Origin of the sequence: Polaribacter sp. AHE13PA, from assembly GCF_019278505.1 — a bacterium.
Lineage (GTDB): Bacteria > Bacteroidota > Bacteroidia > Flavobacteriales > Flavobacteriaceae > Polaribacter.
The window spans coordinates 3143037-3162246 of record NZ_CP058985.1 but is presented as its reverse complement, the minus strand read 5'-3'; the positions used below and the strand labels follow the sequence as shown (position 1 = coordinate 3162246).

Here is a 19210-nt window from a genome sequence, read left to right as displayed (position 1 = left end):
TATTGTAGAGTGTCGTATTTTAGGTAAATGTTTTTTAATAGAACAACCAAAACCTATTTGGAAAATTTCTCAAGAATCTAAAATTATTGGAGGGTATTTATGTTATAAAGCAGAGTATCAAAACCCATTATATAAATACAAAAAACCAATAGCATGGTTTACACCAAAAATACCAGTAAGTTATGGACCTAAATTTTTTACGAGCTTACCAGGTTTAATTTTAGAATTAGAAGACAATACAGTTACATTTACTGCCATTAAAATAGAGTTAAACCCAAAAGAAAAAATTATAATTGAAAAACCCAAGGGAGAAGAAATAACTAAAGAAAAGTATGATAATGCTGCAAAAAAAGCACATCCTACTTTTTATAAAAAACTAGAAGAATATAGAAAGAGGTCATAAAATTATATAATTGAAACCTTTCATTTCATAAATCGTTTTTAATAGTAAAGTTGTTTAAATAAATTAATTGTTATGAAAAATTTTATAACCCTTATAATTTGTTGTTTTTCAATAACGGTTTTTTCTCAGAAAATAAGTGGTAAAGTTACTTATGTGGTTTCTATGGAATCATTTTCAAAAGAAAAAATAGATTCCATATCTAAAAAATTGAAGTCAAAAAAAGTAAAAATGGACAAATGGATGCGAGATGTTTTTGAAAACACACCCAATGTAAATGCCTATTTAGAGTTTTCTAATGATGAGTCTTTATATTACGTAGAGGATAAAATGCAAAATGATGGAAAACCCATTTTTAATGTAAATAGAACTTTTGCTGGAGGAGATAATAGATATTACAAAAACACAAAAACGAATGAGTATTTTAATGAAAGTAGCACTTTTGGAGAATTATTCTTAATAGAAATTAATCCTAAAAAGTGGAAAATAACACAAGAATCTAAAAAGATTGGTAGATATCTATGTTTTAAAGCAATTGATATTGAATCAACCAGCAAAAAAATGAAACCTGTAGTTTGGTTTACACCAGAATTACCTGTTAGTTTTGGTCCTTTAAAGTATAATGGTTTACCTGGTTTGGTGCTTTTAGTAGAACTGTCTAAAAGAACTATTAGTGCATCAGAAATAATTATAAACCCTAAAAAAGAAATTGTAATTAAAAAACCTACAAAAGGTAAAAAAATGACAGCAGAAGAGTCTAGAAAAAGAGGAGAAGCGTTTTGGAAAAGTATTGAAAAACAATAAACATCCTATGAAAAAGAAAAGTCTATTTGTATTATTTGTTGGAATCTCTATTTCGTTTTTTGCACAGAAAGTAACCCTTTCAGGTTCTGTAAAAGACAGTTTACAAAATCCAATGCCGTATGCAAATGTAATAGCAAAACCCAAAGATGTTTCTAAAAACTTACAATTTGCCATAACAGATAACGAAGGCTATTATAAGTTGCTTTTAGAAAAAGGAGACACCATAACAATTAGTATTTCTTATTTAGGATATAAACCTATAGAATATCAATTTATAGCCTTAAAAACCACTAAAAAAGACTTTGTATTACAGCAATCTTCAGAACAATTAGATGAGGTAATTATAGAAATGCCAGTTACGGTTAGAGGAGATACCACTACTTATAAAACCGATAAATTTATAAACGGTACAGAACGCAAACTTAAAAATGTTTTAAAAAAATTACCTGGAGTAGAAGTAAGTAAAAACGGAACAGTTACCGTGCAGGGTAAAAAAGTAACCAAAATGTTGGTAGATGGTAAAAAGTTTTTTGGTGGTAACTCTAAGTTGGCAGTAGAAAACATTCCTGCAGATGCTGTTGGCAATATAGAAGTAATCGATAATTATAACGAAGTTTCATTCTTAAAAGGATTAACAGATTCTGATGAGATGGCAATGAACATCAAACTAAAAGAGGATAAAAAACGCTTTCTTTTTGGTGATGTAGAAGCGGGTAAAGGCAACAAAGACTTTTATAAAACTAGCGCCAATTTGTTTTATTATTCACCCAAAACCAATGTCAATTTTATAGGAAACATTAATAATATAGGCGAAAAAACATTTACGTTTAGAGATTATATGAGTTTTTCTGGCGGTATGAATGCTATATTTAGCGGTAATTTTAAATGGAAAGGTGGTGATTTTTCTCAGTTTTTAGAAAGTAGAGATTTGCAGACAAGTAGCCAAAAATTTGGAGCTTTAAACATTACAAAAACGGCAACTTCTACCTTAGATGTTTCTGGTTATGCTATTTTTTCGAATACAAATACCAGTAGTTTTGTAGAAAACCAAAACGAATACACCACGTTTACAGAACAAAGAACTAATAAAACGGCTACAGATAATTTGTTAGGTATTGGGAATCTAAATATAGAGTACACACCAAATAATAAAGAAAAATGGTATGCAAGAACACAAGTAAAAAGGACTAATAACACCAAAATAAATACAGTTGCTTCCTTAATAAATGCCAACACAAATACCATTGCTACAGATAGAGATTTAACAGCAACGTACATCAATCAAAATATAGAATGGCACAAAAGACAAAATGATAAACACACGTTTTCATCCATTTTTAATTATGTGTTTGATAAAAGTGATAAAACCAATTATTGGCAAACGCAAGATGCTATTTTACAAGGTTTAATTCCGGCAGATACAAATCAAGAATTGTTAAGAATTCATCAACTAAAAAACACCAAAGAACAAAATATTGATGCTGTTTTTAAACACTTTTGGGAAATTAACAACAGCAATCATATTTACACAACGTTGGGTAATAAATTTTTAAACGAAGATTTTGTTAGTGATGATTTTCAAACGTTAGATAACGGCACCACAAATAATTTTTCTTCGGATGATTTTGGCAATGATTTAAATTTAAAGCTAAACGATTTCTTTGTAGGATTGCATTATAAGTTTAGAGCAGGAATTTTTACTTTAAAACAAGGTGTAGAATTACACAATTACAAATGGCAACTAGACAAACAAACCCATTTAGAAAACAACAAATGGATTGTTTTACCCGATTTCTTAGCAAAAATTGAGTTTAATAAATCCAAAAAAATTACCATTAATTACAATTTAAAAACGTCTTTTTCTGATGTAGATAAATTTGCCAATCGTTTTTATTTACAATCGTATAATTCGGTTTTTAAAGGAAATGATACGCTAGAAAATAACTTGTATCACGCAGCGCGTATTTATTACAGCCGTTTTAGTTTGTATAAAGGCTTAATGCTTTTTGCAAACTTAAACTATAGTAAACAGATAAAAGGAGTTAGAAATACAGTAGATTTTAATGATGTTAACCAGTTTTTAACCGTAAAAATGTTCGACAATCCGTCTGAAGATCTTCATGGAAATATACATTTAGAAAAAAGTATTAAAAATATAAAATATAAGTTTGATGTTGGTTTTAGTAACAATAAGTACCTACAAGAATTAAACGGAAATACCCAAACCAATAAAAATAATGGGTATAATTACGAAGTAGGTTTCGAAACCTTGTTTGATAATTTTCCGACAATAGAAGTTGGTGTAAGTAGAGATATTGGTAAATTTATTTCTAGTAATGCTACTTCAAAATTTATAACTACAGAACCTTTTGTAACCGTAGATTACGATTTTTTAAAAGGCGTTATTTTTAATTTCGATTATAAGTTAAGCAACTATCAGAATAAAACATTGGGGCAAAAAAATGTGTATGAAATAGCAAATACAACCTTGTCTTATCAAAAAGAAGATGCTGCTTGGTCTTATAAAATAAGTGTCCAAAATATGTTTAATACACAATTTAAACAAAGTAATAGTTTTTCAGATTATTTAATATCAGATAGTAAAACCTTTATTTTACCAAGAATAATCATGTTTAGTATTGGGTATAATTTGTAGTTTTTTTCATACAGTTTTGTCATTCCGACGATAGGAGAAATCACATAATGCTATTCAGTTTTGTGTCATCACTGTTATGCGACTTCTCATTACATTCGAAGTGACAAGTTTTGTGGTTTATTTTCATACAGTTTTGTCATTCCGACGATAGGAGAAATCACATAATGCTATTCAGTTTTGCGTCATCACTGTTATGCGACTTCTCAATACTTCGAAGTGACAGGTTTTGGAGATTCTTTTTATAATACATACCTTTTAAGAAAAAAAAGGATGCTAAACCCACAAAAAGGATTTCATAGTTATTATGTTTAAATAATTACAAATAGTTACCGTTCCACATTTTATATTGGAGTAACAAATAACTTAAAAGAACGTTTGCAACAACATAAAACAAACATACTTGAAAAGAAGAAAACATTTGCAGCAAAATACAATATTGAGTTCTTAGTGTATTACGAAAAACATTCTTGGATTCAACTGGCTATTGCGAGGGAAAAAGAATTGAAAAAATGGAGGCGTGAGAAGAAACTAACACTTATAAGAGAAATTAATCCTTCTTTTACTTTTTTGAATAATGAATTTGATTAATAATGTTTGGTTTTCATGCAGTTTGTCATTTCGACCTTTTAGGAGAAATCACATACTGTTTGATAGGTTTTGTGTTATCACTGTTATGTGACTTCTCAATACTTCGAAGTGACAAGTTTTGTCGTTTATTTTCATCCGGTTTGTCATTTCGACCTTTTAGGAGAAATCACATACTGTTTGATAGGTTTTGTGTTACCACTGTTATACGACTTCTCATTACTTCGAAGTGACAAGTAGTATGTATTAATAAGAATTGTTATGTTTTCTATTGGATAGAAGTCATAGAATTTTTAAAATCTGATAACTGAAATCACTTCCTCCCAAAATCCGCAGGAATTTCTCCCCAAGCTTTGGTTTCCCATTTTAGAATTGGGTTTTTATAAGTATTATTTTTCAGCCAAGTTTCAGCTCTTTTTATCAATTCTAATAAATCTTTGTTAGAAGCATCAAAATGCATGTTGGTTTTGCATCTTTTTTGTTTTACCCAACTCATGGCAATTTTAGAATCGGAGTAAATAGGAATATTTTCCTTGTTCTTGCTCTTTAACAAAGCGATTCCGTGGACTAGAGCTAGGAATTCTCCAATATTGTTAGTTCCTCTAGCAAATGGGCCTTTTATAAAAATTTGTTGCTTATTATGCGTTAAAACACCTCTGTATTCCATTTTACCAGGATTTCCAGAACAAGCTGCATCCACAGAAATACTTTCTAAAATAGGTCTCCCAATTTTTTCTTTTTCTGTTGATGATAACGTCTTCTTTTTAGTATCTTTCCCTACATAGTCTGCATAATTTTTGGTTGCAGCTATTTCGGCTTCATTTAAATCTGCGAACGATTTATATTGAGCACCTTCAAAACCATCAATTTGCTTTTTACAGACTTTCCAAGAAGTAAAAATTCCTTTTCTGTGTCCGTTCCAAACTACATAAAACTTTTTTTTACTCATTTATGGCTAAAATTACATCTTCAATAACTCTAGGAAAGTAACGTTGCTCTAAAATATGGATCTTTTCTGCAATATTATCAGGAGAATCTGCTTCATTTAAGGCTGTTTTTGCCTGATAAATGATGGCACCTTCATCATAATTGGCATTTACGTAGTGAATTGTAATACCCGTTTCTGATTCTTTATTTTCTTTTACTGCCTTATGAACGTTCATACCATACATCCCTTTTCCACCATATTTTGGCAACAAGGCAGGGTGAATATTGATAATTTTATTTGGAAAAGCATCGATAATTTTGGTTGGAATTTTCCATAAAAAACCTGCTAAAATAATGTAATCTGCCTGCTCTTTTAATAGGTTTAGTATTTCATCCGAAGTAAAAAAAGCTTCTTTTTTAAAGTGTAAACATTTGATGTCTAATTTTTTACATCTATCAAATACTTTGGCATGTTCATTGTTACATAGCACAGTGGTAACCTTAGCGGTTTTAGTATGATTAAAAAATTTAATAATGTTTTCTGCGTTCGTTCCAGAACCAGATGCAAAAATAACAATACGCTTCATAACTTCATTTCTAAGCTACAAAAAAAAGAATAATTATTAACAAATTGATTATTTTAAGAGAAGATTAAATATTTTTATTTACTTTTAAGAATCATTTTTAGGACAAAAATTAGTTTTAATTGCTAAGATTTGTATTTTTGCCCCGATTAAAATTTTAAAAAACACAAAATTATGTCAGACATTGCATCAAGAGTAAAAGCTATTATCGTAGACAAATTAGGCGTAGACGATAACGAAGTAACAACAGAAGCTAGCTTCACAAACGATTTAGGAGCAGATTCTTTGGATACTGTTGAATTAATTATGGAATTCGAAAAAGAATTTGATATTCAAATACCAGATGATCAAGCAGAGAACATCGGAACAGTAGGTCAAGCAGTAAGCTATATTGAAGAAGCTAAAAAGTAAATTTATATGCAGTTAAAACGAGTTGTAGTCACTGGACTTGGCGCACTTACGCCAATTGGTAATAATATTGAAGAGTATTGGAATGCTTTAGTTAACGGAGTTAGCGGTGCAGCACCTATCAAGCGGTTTGATGCTGCCAAGTTCAAAACTCGTTTTGCATGTGAATTAAAAAACTTCGAGGTAACGGACTTTATTAATAGAAAGGACGCTAGAAAAATGGATCCATTTACGCAGTATGCAATGGTAGCTTCTGATGAGGCTATTGCAGATGCAAATTTTGATCTAGAAAAATTAAACAAATTACGCGTTGGTGTAATTTGGGGAGCAGGAATTGGAGGCTTAGAAACTTTTCAAAACGAAGCTATAAATTTTGGAGCCGGAGATGGTACGCCAAAATTTAACCCATTTTTTATCCCAAAAATGATTGCAGATATTGCGCCAGGAAATATTTCTATTAAAAATGGATTTATGGGGCCAAATTATACTACGGTTTCTGCATGTGCGTCATCTGCTAATGCAATGATTGATGCTTTAAATTATATTCGTTTAGGTACTTGTGATGTTATTGTAACTGGTGGCTCGGAAGCTGCAGTTGTAATTTCTGGTGTTGGTGGTTTTAATGCCATGCACGCCTTATCTACAAGAAACGAAAGTCCTGAAACAGCATCTAGACCTTTTGATGCAGAACGAGATGGTTTTGTATTAGGTGAAGGAGCAGGTGCTTTGGTTTTAGAAAGCTATGAGCATGCTAAAGCTAGAGGAGCAAAAATTTATGCTGAGGTTATTGGAGGAGGAATGTCTTCTGATGCCCACCATATGACTGCACCACACCCAGAAGGAATTGGTGTGATTGCTGTAATGAATAACTGCTTAGAAAATGCAGGTATTAAACCAGAAGATGTAGATCATATTAATACACATGGTACTTCAACTCCTTTAGGAGATGTTGCAGAATTGAAAGCAATTTCTGCAGTTTTTGGAGAACATGCTAAAAACATTAATATTAATTCTACAAAATCTATGACAGGTCACTTGTTGGGAGCTGCAGGAGCTATAGAGTCTATAGCTGCAATTTTAGCCATGAAAAATGGTATTGTACCTCCAACAATTAATCATGTTAATGTAGATGAAAATATCAATCCAGAATTAAACTTAACTTTAAATAAAGCTCAAAAGCGCGATATTAATATTGCTATGAGTAATACTTTTGGTTTTGGTGGACATAATGCATGTGTTGCATTTAAAAAACTTGATGAATAATACTCTATGAATTTTATTCGTAAAATAGTAAAACCTCACAGTGAAGAGGATGCACAATTATACAACGAATTAAAAAAACTACTTAATTTTTCTCCAAGAAGAATAAATAAATACAAAAAGGCATTTACACATAGGTCTGTGCAAATGTTAGACAGCAAAGGAATACCTATTAATTACGAACGTTTAGAATTTTTAGGTGATTCTATTTTAGGATCTGTAATTGCATCTTATTTATACAAAAAAGTACCTACAGGTAGTGAAGGCTATCTTACACAAATGCGCTCTAAAATTGTTAGTAGAGAGCATTTAAATGAGTTAGGAAAAGATTTAAACCTAATACGTTTTGTAAAAAGTAATATAGATCAAGCTAACGTTGGAGATAATATTCATGGTAATATCTTTGAAGCATTAGTAGGCGCTATTTATTTAGATAAGAACTACAATACTTGTCAGAAATTTATTTATGAAAATGTAATTGTACCCTACGTAGATATCGAAAAACTAGAGGGTAAAGTTACAAGTTACAAAGGGCTTATTATAGAATGGTGTCAGAAACAAAAGAAGAAATATACTTTTGATACCTATGAAGATTCTGGTAACGAAGCTATCAAACATTTTAGTGTAAAGGTAAGTATCGATGGAGAGCAAATAGCCAAAGGTAGAGCTACTTCTAAGAAAAAAGCAGAAGAGCAAGCTGCTAAAAGAGTCTATTTTGCATTTCAAAAAGAAATTAATTTAGGCTAATTCACGATAACGTTTTCGTTAAAATTAACGGTAAAGTTCATAAACAATTAGTAATTTTGGTTTTCATAAAAACGAGTATTAGTTATAATCTATGCAGGTACACGCTTTAGAAATGGACGAATTTTGCGAAGAAGAATATTCTTTAATAGGAATCCATTCTACTTTAGAAGATTATAAACTTGCCTACTTATTAAATAAAAACCTTAATACCAGGTTTTATAAAGCAAAAGAAGATTTAAAATTTGTTATAGAAGAAAAGAAAGCCTCTTTTTCTATATATAATTATGAAAATATAGAATATGATTACAAGTGGTTTTTAATAACGAACAGTTATAGAACAGAAAACCAAACAGCAGCCAATGGGTTGTTATTAACATCAGAAACAATAACATATCTGATTCCAGAAAAGAAAAAAGTAGATTTTTTTTTAAAAATATGTGGAGATTCAGACGATGGTTTTGTTACGAAAACAGTAAATAGAATTAAAAGTATTGAGAATGTAATTACCGCATATTCAATAGATAAAAACACCTTAAAGTCTAAAGACTTTTTAATATTTTAAACATGAAAGACTACAAAAAAACAAAAATAGTTGCAACCTTAGGTCCAGCAATAGACACTAAAGAAAAGATGAAAGAGTTGGCAGTTGCAGGTGTCAACGTTTTTAGAATTAATTTTTCTCATGCAGATTACGATGTTGTAAAACAAAATGTGCTAAGAATTAGAGAAATTAATGAAGAAGAAGGATTTAATGTTGCCATTTTAGCAGATTTACAAGGACCAAAACTTCGTGTAGGAGTAATGGAAGAAGATGTTATTTTAAATGATGGAGACTTGTTTACTTTTACTACAGAAAGATGTATTGGTAACAACAAAAAAGCATTTATGACCTACCAACGTTTTCCTAAAGACGTAAAAGTTGGAGAGCATATTATGGTAGATGATGGTAAATTGTTATTTGAAGTAGTTTCTACAGATAAAGACAAAGAAGTTGTAGTAAAAACAGTAGTTGGTGGACCTTTAAAATCTAAAAAAGGAGTAAACTTACCAAACACAGCTATTTCTTTACCAGCTTTAACAGAAAAAGATAAAGAAGATGCCGTTTTTGCATTAGGTTTAAATGTAGATTGGATGGCACTTTCTTTTGTAAGAACACCAGAAGATTTAAGAATGTTACGCGATTTAATCGATGAGCATTCAGATTATAGAGTACCCGTAATTGCTAAAATTGAAAAACCAGAAGCAGTTGCAAATATTGATGCATTAATTCCTTTTTGTGATGGTTTAATGGTTGCTCGTGGAGATTTAGGAGTAGAAATTCCTATGCAAGACGTTCCATTAATTCAGAAGAAATTAGTAAGACGTGCTAAGAGAGCAAGAATTCCTGTAATTATTGCAACTCAAATGATGGAAACAATGATTGATAATCCTGTTCCTACAAGAGCAGAAGTAAATGATGTTGCCAATTCTATTATGGATGGAGCAGATGCAGTAATGTTATCTGGAGAAACTTCTGTAGGGAAGCATCCTTTAAAAGTAATTCAGAAAATGTCTGAAATTATTAGAGCTGTTGAAAACTCTAGAATGATTAAAGTACCACATGAAGCGCCACATATTAGAACAAACAGATTTATAACAAAATCGGTTTGTCATCACGCAGCTTTAATGGCAAATGATATTGATGCAACCGCAATTTCTACTTTAACAAATAGTGGTTATACAGCATTCCAAATTTCAGCATGGAGACCACAAGCTAAAATATTAGCATTTTCATCAGAAAGAAGAATTTTAGGAAAACTAAACTTACTTTGGGGTGTAAAAGCTTTTTATTACGATAAAAACTTAAGTACAGATGATACTGTTGTAGATATTAACAAAATTTCTAAAGAAAAAGGATTTGTTAAAGAAGGAGATTTAATGATTAACCTTACTTCTATGCCAGTTGAGGCTAAAGGTATGGTAAATACATTAAGAGTTTCTGAAATAGACTAAAAACAGCCTAAAATTATATTTAAAAAGCATCTAGAGATCTCTCTGGATGCTTTTTTTTATGCGTTTACTTTCTAGAAGCTATTTCCAGCTTTCTACTATATCTTTTTTCTTCTGTTCTCGATACAATTTTTCTTCCTTCGTCATAAAAACCACTAGAACTGACAGAAAAAAGGATGCCGTTTCAATCTGGGCTAAACTTGTTTGGTAGCTATTTTTATTTCTTTAAAAGTCAAAGTGGATTATTTATAGAGAATTCTGTTTAGACGCTATTTTATTTTCGATAAGATGTAGGTTTTAAATCAGAAAAACTCCAAAGAATAACACCAGTAATTATAAATACAGATATAAGAGAATAAAAGGATTTTATTTGATGATTTGATAAAAAAAATTATTTAAATGTAGGAAATAAAAAAAAACTTGATAGAAAAGTTGTTTAAAACAGAAAAAACAGTAAATTTAAGAGAACCAAAAACGAAACTATTATGGCAATTAAAAGCTTTCAAGGAAAAAGAGATACCAGTCAGGGAAAAGAAGATGCTCAAATTTTAGTATCTGATTATATGACAAAAAAATTGATAACTTTTAAAGCTGAGGATACCTTAGATCATGTAATTGAACAATTAATTACACATAAAATTTCTGGTGGGCCGGTTGTAAATGATAAAAATGATTTAATAGGTATTATTTCTGAAACTGATTGTATTAAACATATTTCTGAAAGTAAATATTACAATATGCCTTCTGATGTTAATAATACAGTAGGTAAGTATATGGCTACTGGTGTGGATACTATTGATAAGAATACGAATATTTTTGATGCTGCTTTTAAATTTATTAGTTCTCACAGAAGAAGATTTCCTGTGGTAGAAAACGGAAAGCTAATTGGTCAAATAAGTCAAACAGATGTTTTAAAAGCTGCCATTAGTGTAAAAGGAAATACCTGGAATAGTTAAAACCTTTTTTTAGATTTAATATTTGGTAAATCTGTAATAATTAATTTTTGTTTATCAGAACTTTCTAGTTCGGCTATTTTAGAATATGAATAGCCTTCTATGGGCTCTTTTAAACTTTTCCACTTTGCAATACCTGCAACGGTAATTTCTTCTCCAATTTCTATAATTGCTTCAGAATAGCGTAAGGTTTTATTTAGGCCTAAAAAATTATCACTTTTAATATGATAGCTTTCTAGTAGTGCTTTAAACTCTCTTGTTGGATCATTAAAAGTACCCGATTTTATTTTTTTATCAGCTACTAAATAACTGGTGTAGTTTTTAGGATTTTGATGGAGTCTTACCATGGCAAAATCACTATTTTTTTCTAGGAAAAAATCTTGTACTTTTTCTTCATGTACAATTGTTCTCCAGCGTTGTTGTTTTCCGTTACTTTTTTGCTGTTCAATTTTTATGACATAAAACACACATTTTCTTTTGCTAAAAGGTGCAATTAAAGGCTCTTTTACATGTAAAGCTTTACCTGTAAACCTTGTAAGTTCATTATTTTTTAAGCTTCCTATTTGTTTGATTGGTAGTTTAGAAAGAGCTCTTATAATTTTTTGTTTTGTACTAAAATAGTAAGTTATGAATAGTATTAAACCAACGATTACAATAAATAGCATCGGAATTAAAAAAGGTTCGAAATCTGTAACTAAAAACATTTTAAACAAGTATAAGTTGCAATTTATATAAGGTTTTACTCTTTTCTAATTAATAAAAAAGTCTCATTTTCTAAAGGCAAATAGCCTTCATTGTAAACGTAAAAATACGTATTCCCAGTTTTTGTTTTGTAAATAGAAGTAAAGAATTGAAAATCGAAACCTTTATCGTATAATTTGGTTCTGGTTACTTTTGTTTTTCCAGTTGTATTTAATTCTGATAAAATCTTGTAATTTTTTCTAAGTCGGTTGTTTATATTTCTAATGAGATTTTTACTGTCTTTGTTCACACGATTGTTATACGCATTTCTACAATAATCAGAACAGAACTTCTTATCAACTCTACCTTTAACAATTTCGTCACACTCTAAACATTTTCTACTTTCCATAGTTTTCTTTCTTTAGTTCGTACCAATTTACCAGCTCATTACCTTCTTTAAATTCGTTTACAAATTCCAATCCAATTTTTTGTAAAATTTTATTAGAACCAATATTTTCTATTTCTGCAGCACCATAAATAATGTCTAAATTCATTGTTTTAAAACCATATTCTAAACAAGCAATAGCAGTTTCTAAACCGTATCCTTTTTTCCAATATTTAGGAATGAAACGATAGCCAATATCAATAAAATCTTGAAAATCATTTAAGCTTTCTTTTGTTCCTTTATTTAGTTTTAAGCCAGACCAACCTATAAAACTACCTGAAGATTTTTCTATAACAGCAAATCGACCAATACCGTTTTCCTTATACTGTTTTAGAATAAAATCAATCATTTTTTTTGCTTCCTCTTTCGTTTTAATTGTCTTTTTTCCTAGATATTGATGAACTTTTGGGTTAGAATCTAACTCAAACATGTCATCTACATCAGTTATTCTAAATTCTCTAAGAAGTAATCTTTCTGTTTCTAAATGAAATTTCATAAGGTAAATATACTTAAATTTTATCCGTTTACAAACGACTACAAATAATTACAACCGAAAGTAATTGTTTTGTAACCGAATAAAACTGCAATGGTGTCGCAACTTTGCAGAGTCAAAACGAATTGACAAAAACAAATTATAAATCTGCATTCAATAAAAATGCATAAAAACTTATCTTATGAATACGTTAAGAAACAAAGTACAGTTAATTGGTAGATTAGGTCAAGATCCAGAAATAGTAACTTTTAAAGATGGCAATAAAATGGCTAAATTTTCTATGGCTACAGATGACAGTTACAAAGACAAAGCAGGTAATAAAGTAGAGCGTGCTTATTGGCATAATATTGTTATTACTGGAGGTTTGGTTAAAGTAGTAGAAAACTATGTAAATAAAGGGCAAGAAATTGCGGTTGAAGGGAAGTTAACAAACCGTTCTTATGATACCAAAGAAGGTGAAAAAAGATATGTTACCGAAATTATGGTGAATGAATTATTGCTTTTGGGAGCTAAATAATTTACATAGAAAGAGGCTGTCTAGAAAGTATTGAACCTTTTTAGATGGTCTTTTTTTAATTAGATATTTACGTTGTCTGATTAAGAACTCTCGTTTGTAATTTTTTTACCGGTCATTTCATCAACAGTAATTCTAAAAACAATTGGAATTTTTTTCTGTGTTCTTTTATTAGAGAAATCACTTATGCAATGCAAATTTCTGTGTTCATTTTTTAGAATAATTGCTTTAATACCTTCGGTAAAATCGTGCAAATATTTTTTTGCTACAGAACCAGATAGTTCTTCATAAATACCATGAACTAAAACAGAATTACAAGTATTACTGTCTGCTCTTTCTGAAACCTGCAGAGAAACTTTTCTATAATTTCTCATTGCCTTTGTTTTATGACCTTCTTCGGAATAGCCTACAATACTATTTTTCTTGTCAAAAAAATAAGTCATGGGTACAATAAAAGGTCTTTCTATATAAATATAGCTCAGTTGCCCTACATAGTTATTTTCTAATATGTTTATGCATTCATTCTCTTTTAAATTAGTTATCATGATGCTTAGTTTTGGTTAAAGGGAGTAACTAATGTATTAAAAATCAATTAAATAAAATATGATAAAAATCAGTTTATTAATTTTTTATTTAGAATTATATGATTTTTTAGGTGTAAAAAGCCTAAAAATTGTAGGAGGTAAAGCTAAAATAAGGAACTATTCTTATATGAAATTATTTTAGAATTTTATTCGTTTTCGTAAAACTTTAGCTTGTTTTGTAAATCGGTTATTTCTTTTTTTAAAGAATCCACTTGGTTTAATAAGTTGGAAATTACATCAACGCCTTCTAGGTTTATGTTTAAATCATAATGTAAACGAATCATTTTTTCAACTTCTGTTATTTGAGTGATTTTAATATAATGATCATCGTTTTCTACAATAATCTCTATTAATTCATACTCTTTTAACTCATTTATAAAAGCTGTAGGAATGCTGTAGTGGGCACAAAACTGCTGAATAGATATTAAATTTTGAGTTTCCATGTTTAGCGTAGTTTTTGTAATTCTTTAATTAGTGCTATTTCTTTTTCGTTTAATTTAGTTGGTATTTTAAGTTGATAAGTAATATATAGATCTCCAAATTGATCTTCTTTTTTATATTTAGGAAATCCTTTTCCCTTTAGTTTTACCTTGGTTCCGTTTGCTGTTTCTTGCTTAACGGTTAATTTTACTTGTCCATCAAAAGTATCAACGGTTAATTGTCCGCCTAAAAGAGCGGTATATAAATCTAAATCAACATCAATATAAAGATTGTCTTTGTCTCGTTTAAATTTGGTGTTATTTATAATAGAAAACTGAATGTATAAATCGCCATTCGGACCACCATTTACACCTTTTCCTCCATGCCCTTTTATTTTGATAACTTGTCCGTTTTCTACACCAGCCGGAATTGTAATTCTAATGTTTTTTCCATTAACAGTAATTACCTGTTTTTGTGTTTTGTAAACATCGTTTAAGTTTAGTTGAATTTCAGAATTGTAATCTTGCCCTCTAAATTTAGCATTCGTTCTTCTTCCTGAAGAAGCGCTACCAAACATGTCTCCAAACATATCAGAAAAATCTTCTTGAGAGTAACCACCTTGATTACTCTGAGACCTACTTTGATGTTCTTGCTGTCTTCGTTTTTCTTGTTCGTAAGCTTCTCCGTTTTGCCAATGCTCTTCATATGCATCGTATTTCTTACGATTTTCTGGATTGCTTAAAACTTCATTTGCTTCATTAATTTCTTTAAAGCTTTTCTCGGCAGTTTTATCATTTGGGTTTAGATCTGGATGGTATTTTCGTGCTAATTTTCTGTAAGCTTTTTTAATATCAGCTTCAGAAGCACTTTTGGTAATTCCTAAAATTTTATAATAATCTATAGAAGCCATCAGTTAAGGTGTTTAAAAAGTAATATACGTATTTTTTTTAATTTGGTTGTGTATTACAACTTGGTTAAAATAATACTTAAATTTATTATTTTTCAAGTTCTAAACTTAGTTTTGCAACCAATCTTAATTCAGATTTATTTAAATCTGCAACAGATGCAGCAATTTTAGTTGCTGTTTTTATAATTAGACTTTTTATTTCTTCGGTAAATAAGGAAGGATGTTCTTTTTTAAAATCGATAAACTCATTGTAACAAGTTTCTGAATTAGAAAAACTTTCAATATTTAACCAATCGAACACGGTTTCTATTTGATAGGCTGCATCAGAATGAAAATCATCATCTACAGGATCTATTTTAGTCCATTTGTCTTTTACTATTTTTTTTAAAACATTAAATTCTACTTCTTCTACAATGTTATCTGCAGCAGCAATTGCGAAAAATAATTTACCTAAGTTTTCATAAAAAGAAATAATTGTGTTTTGTGATGGTTTCATAATTAAGAATTTATGAATATGAGTAAAGTTATATAATTATGAGCTATATAATTATGATATTAGTCATAAATTACTATAATTTGAATATAAAATGTAGTATTTTTAATCTTTGTTTAATTAGATAATTTATTGCCAAATGCTAAGTAAAGATCGGGATGTTTTTAATGTGCTTTTTGAGGCTGTTTCAGAGGGAGTTGTTGTTGTAAACGATAAGCAAAACATAGTTTCTGTAAATTCATCTGTAGAGAGAATGTTTGGTTATGATTCGGGAGAACTCATAAATAAACCACTCGATATTTTAATCCCTAAAAATTATCACGCAGGTCACGGAGCCCATTTTAAGGGTTTTATGAAGAACAAAGAAAAAAGACAGATGGGTAAGGGGAGAGACTTGTATGGAGCCCGAAAAAATGGAGCTATTTTTCCGTTAGAGGCAGGTTTAAATCCGTTTCAAATTAATGGACAAACTTTTATAATGGCTTTGGTAATCGATATTTCTGTTCGAAAACAACAAGAAGAAGAAATACATCAATTAAACAATGAGCTAGAAAAAAAGGTTTGTGAGCGAACAAAAGAGTTAAGTAAAACAGTTCATGAATTAAAAGCTGTAAATATAGAGCTAGATACAGAGAATCATAAACGGCTAGAAGCAGAGAATAAAATTAAAGATGCTTTAAAAAAGCAAAAAGAACTCAATGAATTAAAAACAAAGTTTTTGTCATTAGTTTCTCATGAGTTTAAAACACCTTTAAGTGGTATTTTAACGTCTACAATGCTTTTAGGTAAATATAAGTTAGCAGAACAACAAGAAAAAAGAGATAAGCACTTAGAAACCATTACCAATAAAGTACATTATTTAAATAATATTTTAAATGATTTTTTATCTATAGAAATACTAGAAACGGGTAAAGTAAATTACAAGTTTCATACTTTTAAATTGAGTAAAGTAGTAGATGAGGTAATTTATAATGCAAACATGCTTTTAAAAGTAGGGCAAAGAATTAAATACCCAGAAGATATAGATGATATTTCTTTATTGCAAGACGAAAAAACAATCGCCTTGGCATTATCTAATTTAATAAACAATGCTATTAAATATTCGCCAGAAAATTCTGAAATAGACATTAAAATAAAGCAAGACAACACGACGACTACCATTAAAATAAAAGATCAAGGAATTGGGATTCCGAAGGCAGATCAAAAAAATATATTTAACCGTTATTTTAGAGCAGAAAATGCATTATTAACGGAAGGAACAGGAATTGGTTTAAATATTATTAAAAGTCATTTACAAAACTTAGGCGGAACGATTACTTTTGAAAGTGAAGAGAATATAGGATCAACTTTTACATTGAAGATTATTAACAAAGCAATATGAGAAAAATACTATTAATTGAGGATGATGTAGTTTTAAGAGAAAACACATCAGAACTTTTAGAATTATCAAACTATGAAGTTATCAGTGCTGCTAACGGTAAAATAGGGGTACAGCTAGCAAAAAAAATAGTACCAGATATTATTGTTTGTGATATTATGATGCCAGAGTTAGATGGTTACGGTGTTTTAGAAGCTTTAACTAATAACGAAATAACGCAACACATTCCGTTTATATTTTTATCAGCAAAGACAGAAAGATGTGATGTAAGAAAAGGAATGGATTTAGGAGCAGATGATTATATAACAAAGCCTTTTAATGAAGATGAACTAATTAGTGCTATAGAAAGCAGATTAGCAAAAGCAGCGATACTAAAAGATCGTAGAGAAAAAATTGAAGTCGTAAAAGAAGAGGAAGAAGACATAAGAAGCCTTAATGACTTAAAAAATTATTTTGAAGATAATGGAGAAACTTTTACTTTTCTAAAAGATGCAAGCATTTATAAAGAAGGGAATAACTCTAATTATATTTATTTAATAAATAAAGGGCTTATAAAATGCCATAAGCTAGATGAACAAGGAAAACAACTTACAACTGCTTTATATAAAGAGGATGATTTGTTTGGCTATACTTCTTTTTCTCAAAATTTAGCATATCAAGAATCTGCAACGGCAATTCAGAAAACAGAATTAGTTGGTCTTTCTAAAAAAACATTAACGGGTGTTTTAAATAAAAATCATAAAGTAACACTAGAGTTAATAGAATTGTTAACAGAAGACTTAGCTGTTGTAAAAGACCAACTTTTGCAAATGGCGTATAGTTCTGTAAGTAAAAAAACAGCGAAGACAATTTTAATGTTTGCAGAAAAATTAAATAGAAAACCAGAAGATCAAATTAAAATTTCTAGAAACGATTTAGCTAGTGTTGCAGGTATTGCAACAGAAACTTTAATAAGAACCATGTCTAGTTTTAAAAAACAAGGTTTGATAGAAATAGAGGGTAGAACAATTAGAATCTTAGATTTAGAAAAACTAAAAGAAATTTCTTGATAATAAATGTATTAGTGGCCATATGACTAATATCATTTTTTAAAAAGTATTCTAGCAATAAATTTGTCTTTTAGATAAAGATGAATTTAAATGAAAGCAATTTTACTCCCTACAGATTTTTCAGACAATTCTTGGAATGCAATTGAGTATGCTTTAAATTTTTATAAGCACGCAACGTGCAATTTTTATTTGTTACACGTTAATAGGATAAATAATGTTGTAGTAGATGATTATTTCTATGATAACACGCAAGAAGTTATTGTAGATGTAAACATAGAAAATGCAAAAAAACAATTAAAAGGACTTCAGCAAAAAATAGCCCTAAACTTTAATAATAAGAACCATAATTTTTACACTTTAACAGATACTAATTTTTTTATTGAGTCTATAAGACAGCAGGTAGAAGAAAAAAAAATAGATGTTATTGTTATGGGCACCAAAGGAGCTAGTGGCTTTCAAGGATATATTACTGGGAGTAATACGGGAGATGTTATTACAAAGGTAAAATGTACAACCTTAGTAGTACCTGAGAATGCCAAATTTAAGAAAATAGAAGAGGTGGCATTTCCTACAGATTTTTCTCTATATAATGAATTACAAATATTAGAACCAATAATAAAAATCTTAGAAGAAAAAAGCGCGTCTTTAAGGGTTTTAAATATCAGTAAAAAGGTAACCTCATTAAATGAGGGTCAACAAAAAAGTAAAGAACTATTAGAAGATTATCTCTATAATTACCAACACAGTTTTCATTTTTTAACAAATAAAAAAGTAGAAGATGCTGTGCAATGTTTTGTAAATAGTAGAAATATAGATATGATTGCTATGGTGGCAAAAAATCTTAATTATTTTCAACAAATACTATTTCATACCAAGGTAGCGGAAATAAGCTATCATACCGATGTACCTTTTTTAGTACTACATGAATAAAAA

General features: G+C 29.5%; 23 protein-coding genes. 14 read left to right on the top strand and 9 right to left on the bottom strand.

What is annotated here, in order from left to right; all coding sequences use genetic code 11:
* The first annotated feature begins 1 nt into the window (after position 1).
* From H0I28_RS17745 to H0I28_RS13645, 4 genes are all read left to right on the top strand, one after another.
* The gene (locus tag H0I28_RS17745; RefSeq protein ID WP_218761774.1) at positions 2 to 403 is read left to right on the top strand and encodes a GLPGLI family protein; all 402 of its coding nucleotides are present in this window, start codon (positions 2 to 4) and stop codon (positions 401 to 403) included.
* 72 nt (positions 404 to 475) lie between these two features.
* Positions 476 to 1204 (top strand): GLPGLI family protein, encoded by a 729-nt coding sequence (locus tag H0I28_RS13655; protein ID WP_218732008.1) that lies wholly within the window; start codon positions 476 to 478, stop codon positions 1202 to 1204.
* A gap of 7 nt (positions 1205 to 1211) precedes the next feature.
* On the top strand, positions 1212 to 3860 hold the full coding sequence (locus H0I28_RS13650; RefSeq protein ID WP_218759440.1) for a carboxypeptidase-like regulatory domain-containing protein: 2649 nt from the start codon (positions 1212 to 1214) through the stop codon (positions 3858 to 3860).
* 312 nt (positions 3861 to 4172) lie between these two features.
* A complete protein-coding gene (locus H0I28_RS13645) occupies positions 4173 to 4448 on the top strand; it encodes a GIY-YIG nuclease family protein (RefSeq protein ID WP_254712883.1) in 276 nt (91 codons plus the stop codon).
* Positions 4449 to 4758: 310 nt separating this feature from the next.
* Here H0I28_RS13645 and H0I28_RS13640 read toward each other — a convergent pair whose 3' ends face one another.
* On the bottom strand, positions 4759 to 5394 hold the full coding sequence (locus H0I28_RS13640) for a viroplasmin family protein (RefSeq protein WP_218759439.1): 636 nt from the start codon (positions 5392 to 5394) through the stop codon (positions 4759 to 4761).
* Positions 5387 to 5959 (bottom strand): phosphoribosylglycinamide formyltransferase, encoded by a 573-nt coding sequence (locus H0I28_RS13635; RefSeq protein WP_218754810.1) that lies wholly within the window; start codon positions 5957 to 5959, stop codon positions 5387 to 5389. The genes H0I28_RS13640 and H0I28_RS13635 overlap by 8 nt, the downstream gene beginning before the upstream one ends.
* A gap of 171 nt (positions 5960 to 6130) precedes the next feature.
* Between H0I28_RS13635 and H0I28_RS13630 the strand changes: the two genes are divergently transcribed.
* From H0I28_RS13630 to H0I28_RS13605, 6 genes are all read left to right on the top strand, one after another.
* A complete protein-coding gene (locus H0I28_RS13630; protein WP_004569249.1) occupies positions 6131 to 6367 on the top strand; it encodes an acyl carrier protein in 237 nt (78 codons plus the stop codon).
* 6 nt (positions 6368 to 6373) lie between these two features.
* Positions 6374 to 7627 (top strand): beta-ketoacyl-ACP synthase II, encoded by a 1254-nt coding sequence (fabF, locus tag H0I28_RS13625; RefSeq protein ID WP_165731459.1) that lies wholly within the window; start codon positions 6374 to 6376, stop codon positions 7625 to 7627.
* Positions 7628 to 7633: 6 nt separating this feature from the next.
* Positions 7634 to 8371, top strand: a complete 738-nt coding sequence (gene rnc / locus H0I28_RS13620) for a ribonuclease III (RefSeq protein WP_218732002.1) — start codon at positions 7634 to 7636, stop codon at positions 8369 to 8371.
* Positions 8372 to 8462: 91 nt separating this feature from the next.
* Positions 8463 to 8933: an IPExxxVDY family protein gene (locus H0I28_RS13615; protein WP_218732001.1), complete on the top strand. Its 471-nt coding sequence runs from the start codon at positions 8463 to 8465 to the stop codon at positions 8931 to 8933.
* 2 nt (positions 8934 to 8935) lie between these two features.
* The gene (pyk, locus tag H0I28_RS13610; protein ID WP_218732000.1) at positions 8936 to 10363 is read left to right on the top strand and encodes a pyruvate kinase; all 1428 of its coding nucleotides are present in this window, start codon (positions 8936 to 8938) and stop codon (positions 10361 to 10363) included.
* A gap of 482 nt (positions 10364 to 10845) precedes the next feature.
* Positions 10846 to 11316, top strand: a complete 471-nt coding sequence (locus tag H0I28_RS13605; protein ID WP_218731999.1) for a CBS domain-containing protein — start codon at positions 10846 to 10848, stop codon at positions 11314 to 11316.
* Here the strand turns inward: H0I28_RS13605 and H0I28_RS13600 are convergent.
* Genes H0I28_RS13600 through H0I28_RS13590 form a run of 3 tightly spaced genes read right to left on the bottom strand, consistent with a single transcriptional unit; the run spans position 11313 to position 12935 of the window.
* On the bottom strand, positions 11313 to 12017 hold the full coding sequence (locus tag H0I28_RS13600) for a GIDE domain-containing protein (protein WP_218759438.1): 705 nt from the start codon (positions 12015 to 12017) through the stop codon (positions 11313 to 11315). The two genes, H0I28_RS13605 and H0I28_RS13600, sit on opposite strands and share 4 nt — an antisense overlap.
* A 35-nt stretch (positions 12018 to 12052) precedes the next feature.
* Positions 12053 to 12403, bottom strand: coding sequence for a hypothetical protein (locus tag H0I28_RS13595; protein ID WP_218731997.1), 351 nt, complete (start codon positions 12401 to 12403; stop codon positions 12053 to 12055).
* Positions 12393 to 12935 (bottom strand): GNAT family N-acetyltransferase, encoded by a 543-nt coding sequence (locus H0I28_RS13590; RefSeq protein ID WP_218759437.1) that lies wholly within the window; start codon positions 12933 to 12935, stop codon positions 12393 to 12395. The genes H0I28_RS13595 and H0I28_RS13590 overlap by 11 nt, the downstream gene beginning before the upstream one ends.
* A 178-nt stretch (positions 12936 to 13113) precedes the next feature.
* Here H0I28_RS13590 and H0I28_RS13585 point away from each other — a divergent pair, with 178 nt between their 5' ends.
* On the top strand, positions 13114 to 13449 hold the full coding sequence (locus H0I28_RS13585; protein WP_165731467.1) for a single-stranded DNA-binding protein: 336 nt from the start codon (positions 13114 to 13116) through the stop codon (positions 13447 to 13449).
* A gap of 80 nt (positions 13450 to 13529) precedes the next feature.
* Here H0I28_RS13585 and H0I28_RS13580 read toward each other — a convergent pair whose 3' ends face one another.
* The 4 genes from H0I28_RS13580 to H0I28_RS13565 form a co-directional block, all read right to left on the bottom strand.
* A complete protein-coding gene (locus H0I28_RS13580) occupies positions 13530 to 13991 on the bottom strand; it encodes a pyridoxamine 5'-phosphate oxidase family protein (RefSeq protein ID WP_218754806.1) in 462 nt (153 codons plus the stop codon).
* Positions 13992 to 14176: 185 nt separating this feature from the next.
* Positions 14177 to 14473, bottom strand: coding sequence for a chaperone modulator CbpM (locus H0I28_RS13575; RefSeq protein ID WP_218731994.1), 297 nt, complete (start codon positions 14471 to 14473; stop codon positions 14177 to 14179).
* A 2-nt stretch (positions 14474 to 14475) separates the two neighbouring features.
* Complete coding sequence (locus tag H0I28_RS13570) at positions 14476 to 15360, bottom strand: DnaJ C-terminal domain-containing protein (protein WP_218759436.1); 885 nt, start codon at positions 15358 to 15360, stop codon at positions 14476 to 14478.
* Positions 15361 to 15445: 85 nt separating this feature from the next.
* Entirely contained in the window at positions 15446 to 15853 is a 408-nt protein-coding gene (locus H0I28_RS13565) for a hypothetical protein (RefSeq protein ID WP_218731992.1), read from the bottom strand.
* A gap of 136 nt (positions 15854 to 15989) precedes the next feature.
* Here H0I28_RS13565 and H0I28_RS13560 point away from each other — a divergent pair, with 136 nt between their 5' ends.
* The 3 genes from H0I28_RS13560 (at position 15990) to H0I28_RS13550 (ending at position 19207) form a co-directional block, all read left to right on the top strand.
* The gene (locus H0I28_RS13560; RefSeq protein ID WP_218759435.1) at positions 15990 to 17231 is read left to right on the top strand and encodes a PAS domain-containing sensor histidine kinase; all 1242 of its coding nucleotides are present in this window, start codon (positions 15990 to 15992) and stop codon (positions 17229 to 17231) included.
* Positions 17228 to 18277 carry a response regulator gene (locus H0I28_RS13555; protein ID WP_218731990.1) on the top strand — a complete coding sequence of 350 codons (1050 nt, stop codon included), beginning with the start codon at positions 17228 to 17230 and terminating at the stop codon, positions 18275 to 18277. Before H0I28_RS13560 ends, H0I28_RS13555 begins: the two co-directional genes overlap by 4 nt.
* Before the next feature lie 90 nt (positions 18278 to 18367).
* A complete protein-coding gene (locus tag H0I28_RS13550) occupies positions 18368 to 19207 on the top strand; it encodes a universal stress protein (RefSeq protein ID WP_218731989.1) in 840 nt (279 codons plus the stop codon).
* Positions 19208 to 19210 lie beyond the last annotated feature (3 nt).

Bases quoted from the DNA above. Each gene is read 5' to 3' on its own strand.
- H0I28_RS13600 (WP_218759438.1), bottom strand. From the start codon at position 12,017: ATGTTTTTAGTTACAGATTTCGAACCTTTTTTAATTCCGATGCTATTT.
- H0I28_RS13550 (WP_218731989.1), top strand. From the start codon at position 18,368: ATGAAAGCAATTTTACTCCCTACAGATTTTTCAGACAATTCTTGGAAT.
- H0I28_RS13555 (WP_218731990.1), top strand. From the start codon at position 17,228: ATGAGAAAAATACTATTAATTGAGGATGATGTAGTTTTAAGAGAAAAC.
- rnc (WP_218732002.1), top strand. From the start codon at position 7,634: ATGAATTTTATTCGTAAAATAGTAAAACCTCACAGTGAAGAGGATGCA.
- H0I28_RS13655 (WP_218732008.1), top strand. From the start codon at position 476: ATGAAAAATTTTATAACCCTTATAATTTGTTGTTTTTCAATAACGGTT.
- H0I28_RS13650 (WP_218759440.1), top strand. From the start codon at position 1,212: ATGAAAAAGAAAAGTCTATTTGTATTATTTGTTGGAATCTCTATTTCG.
- H0I28_RS13635 (WP_218754810.1), bottom strand. From the start codon at position 5,959: ATGAAGCGTATTGTTATTTTTGCATCTGGTTCTGGAACGAACGCAGAA.
- H0I28_RS13575 (WP_218731994.1), bottom strand. From the start codon at position 14,473: ATGGAAACTCAAAATTTAATATCTATTCAGCAGTTTTGTGCCCACTAC.
- H0I28_RS13640 (WP_218759439.1), bottom strand. From the start codon at position 5,394: ATGAGTAAAAAAAAGTTTTATGTAGTTTGGAACGGACACAGAAAAGGA.
- H0I28_RS13590 (WP_218759437.1), bottom strand. From the start codon at position 12,935: ATGAAATTTCATTTAGAAACAGAAAGATTACTTCTTAGAGAATTTAGA.
- fabF (WP_165731459.1), top strand. From the start codon at position 6,374: ATGCAGTTAAAACGAGTTGTAGTCACTGGACTTGGCGCACTTACGCCA.
- H0I28_RS13565 (WP_218731992.1), bottom strand. From the start codon at position 15,853: ATGAAACCATCACAAAACACAATTATTTCTTTTTATGAAAACTTAGGT.
- H0I28_RS13630 (WP_004569249.1), top strand. From the start codon at position 6,131: ATGTCAGACATTGCATCAAGAGTAAAAGCTATTATCGTAGACAAATTA.
- H0I28_RS13570 (WP_218759436.1), bottom strand. From the start codon at position 15,360: ATGGCTTCTATAGATTATTATAAAATTTTAGGAATTACCAAAAGTGCT.
- H0I28_RS13595 (WP_218731997.1), bottom strand. From the start codon at position 12,403: ATGGAAAGTAGAAAATGTTTAGAGTGTGACGAAATTGTTAAAGGTAGA.
- H0I28_RS13560 (WP_218759435.1), top strand. From the start codon at position 15,990: ATGCTAAGTAAAGATCGGGATGTTTTTAATGTGCTTTTTGAGGCTGTT.
- H0I28_RS13585 (WP_165731467.1), top strand. From the start codon at position 13,114: ATGAATACGTTAAGAAACAAAGTACAGTTAATTGGTAGATTAGGTCAA.
- pyk (WP_218732000.1), top strand. From the start codon at position 8,936: ATGAAAGACTACAAAAAAACAAAAATAGTTGCAACCTTAGGTCCAGCA.
- H0I28_RS13580 (WP_218754806.1), bottom strand. From the start codon at position 13,991: ATGATAACTAATTTAAAAGAGAATGAATGCATAAACATATTAGAAAAT.
- H0I28_RS13605 (WP_218731999.1), top strand. From the start codon at position 10,846: ATGGCAATTAAAAGCTTTCAAGGAAAAAGAGATACCAGTCAGGGAAAA.
- H0I28_RS13615 (WP_218732001.1), top strand. From the start codon at position 8,463: ATGCAGGTACACGCTTTAGAAATGGACGAATTTTGCGAAGAAGAATAT.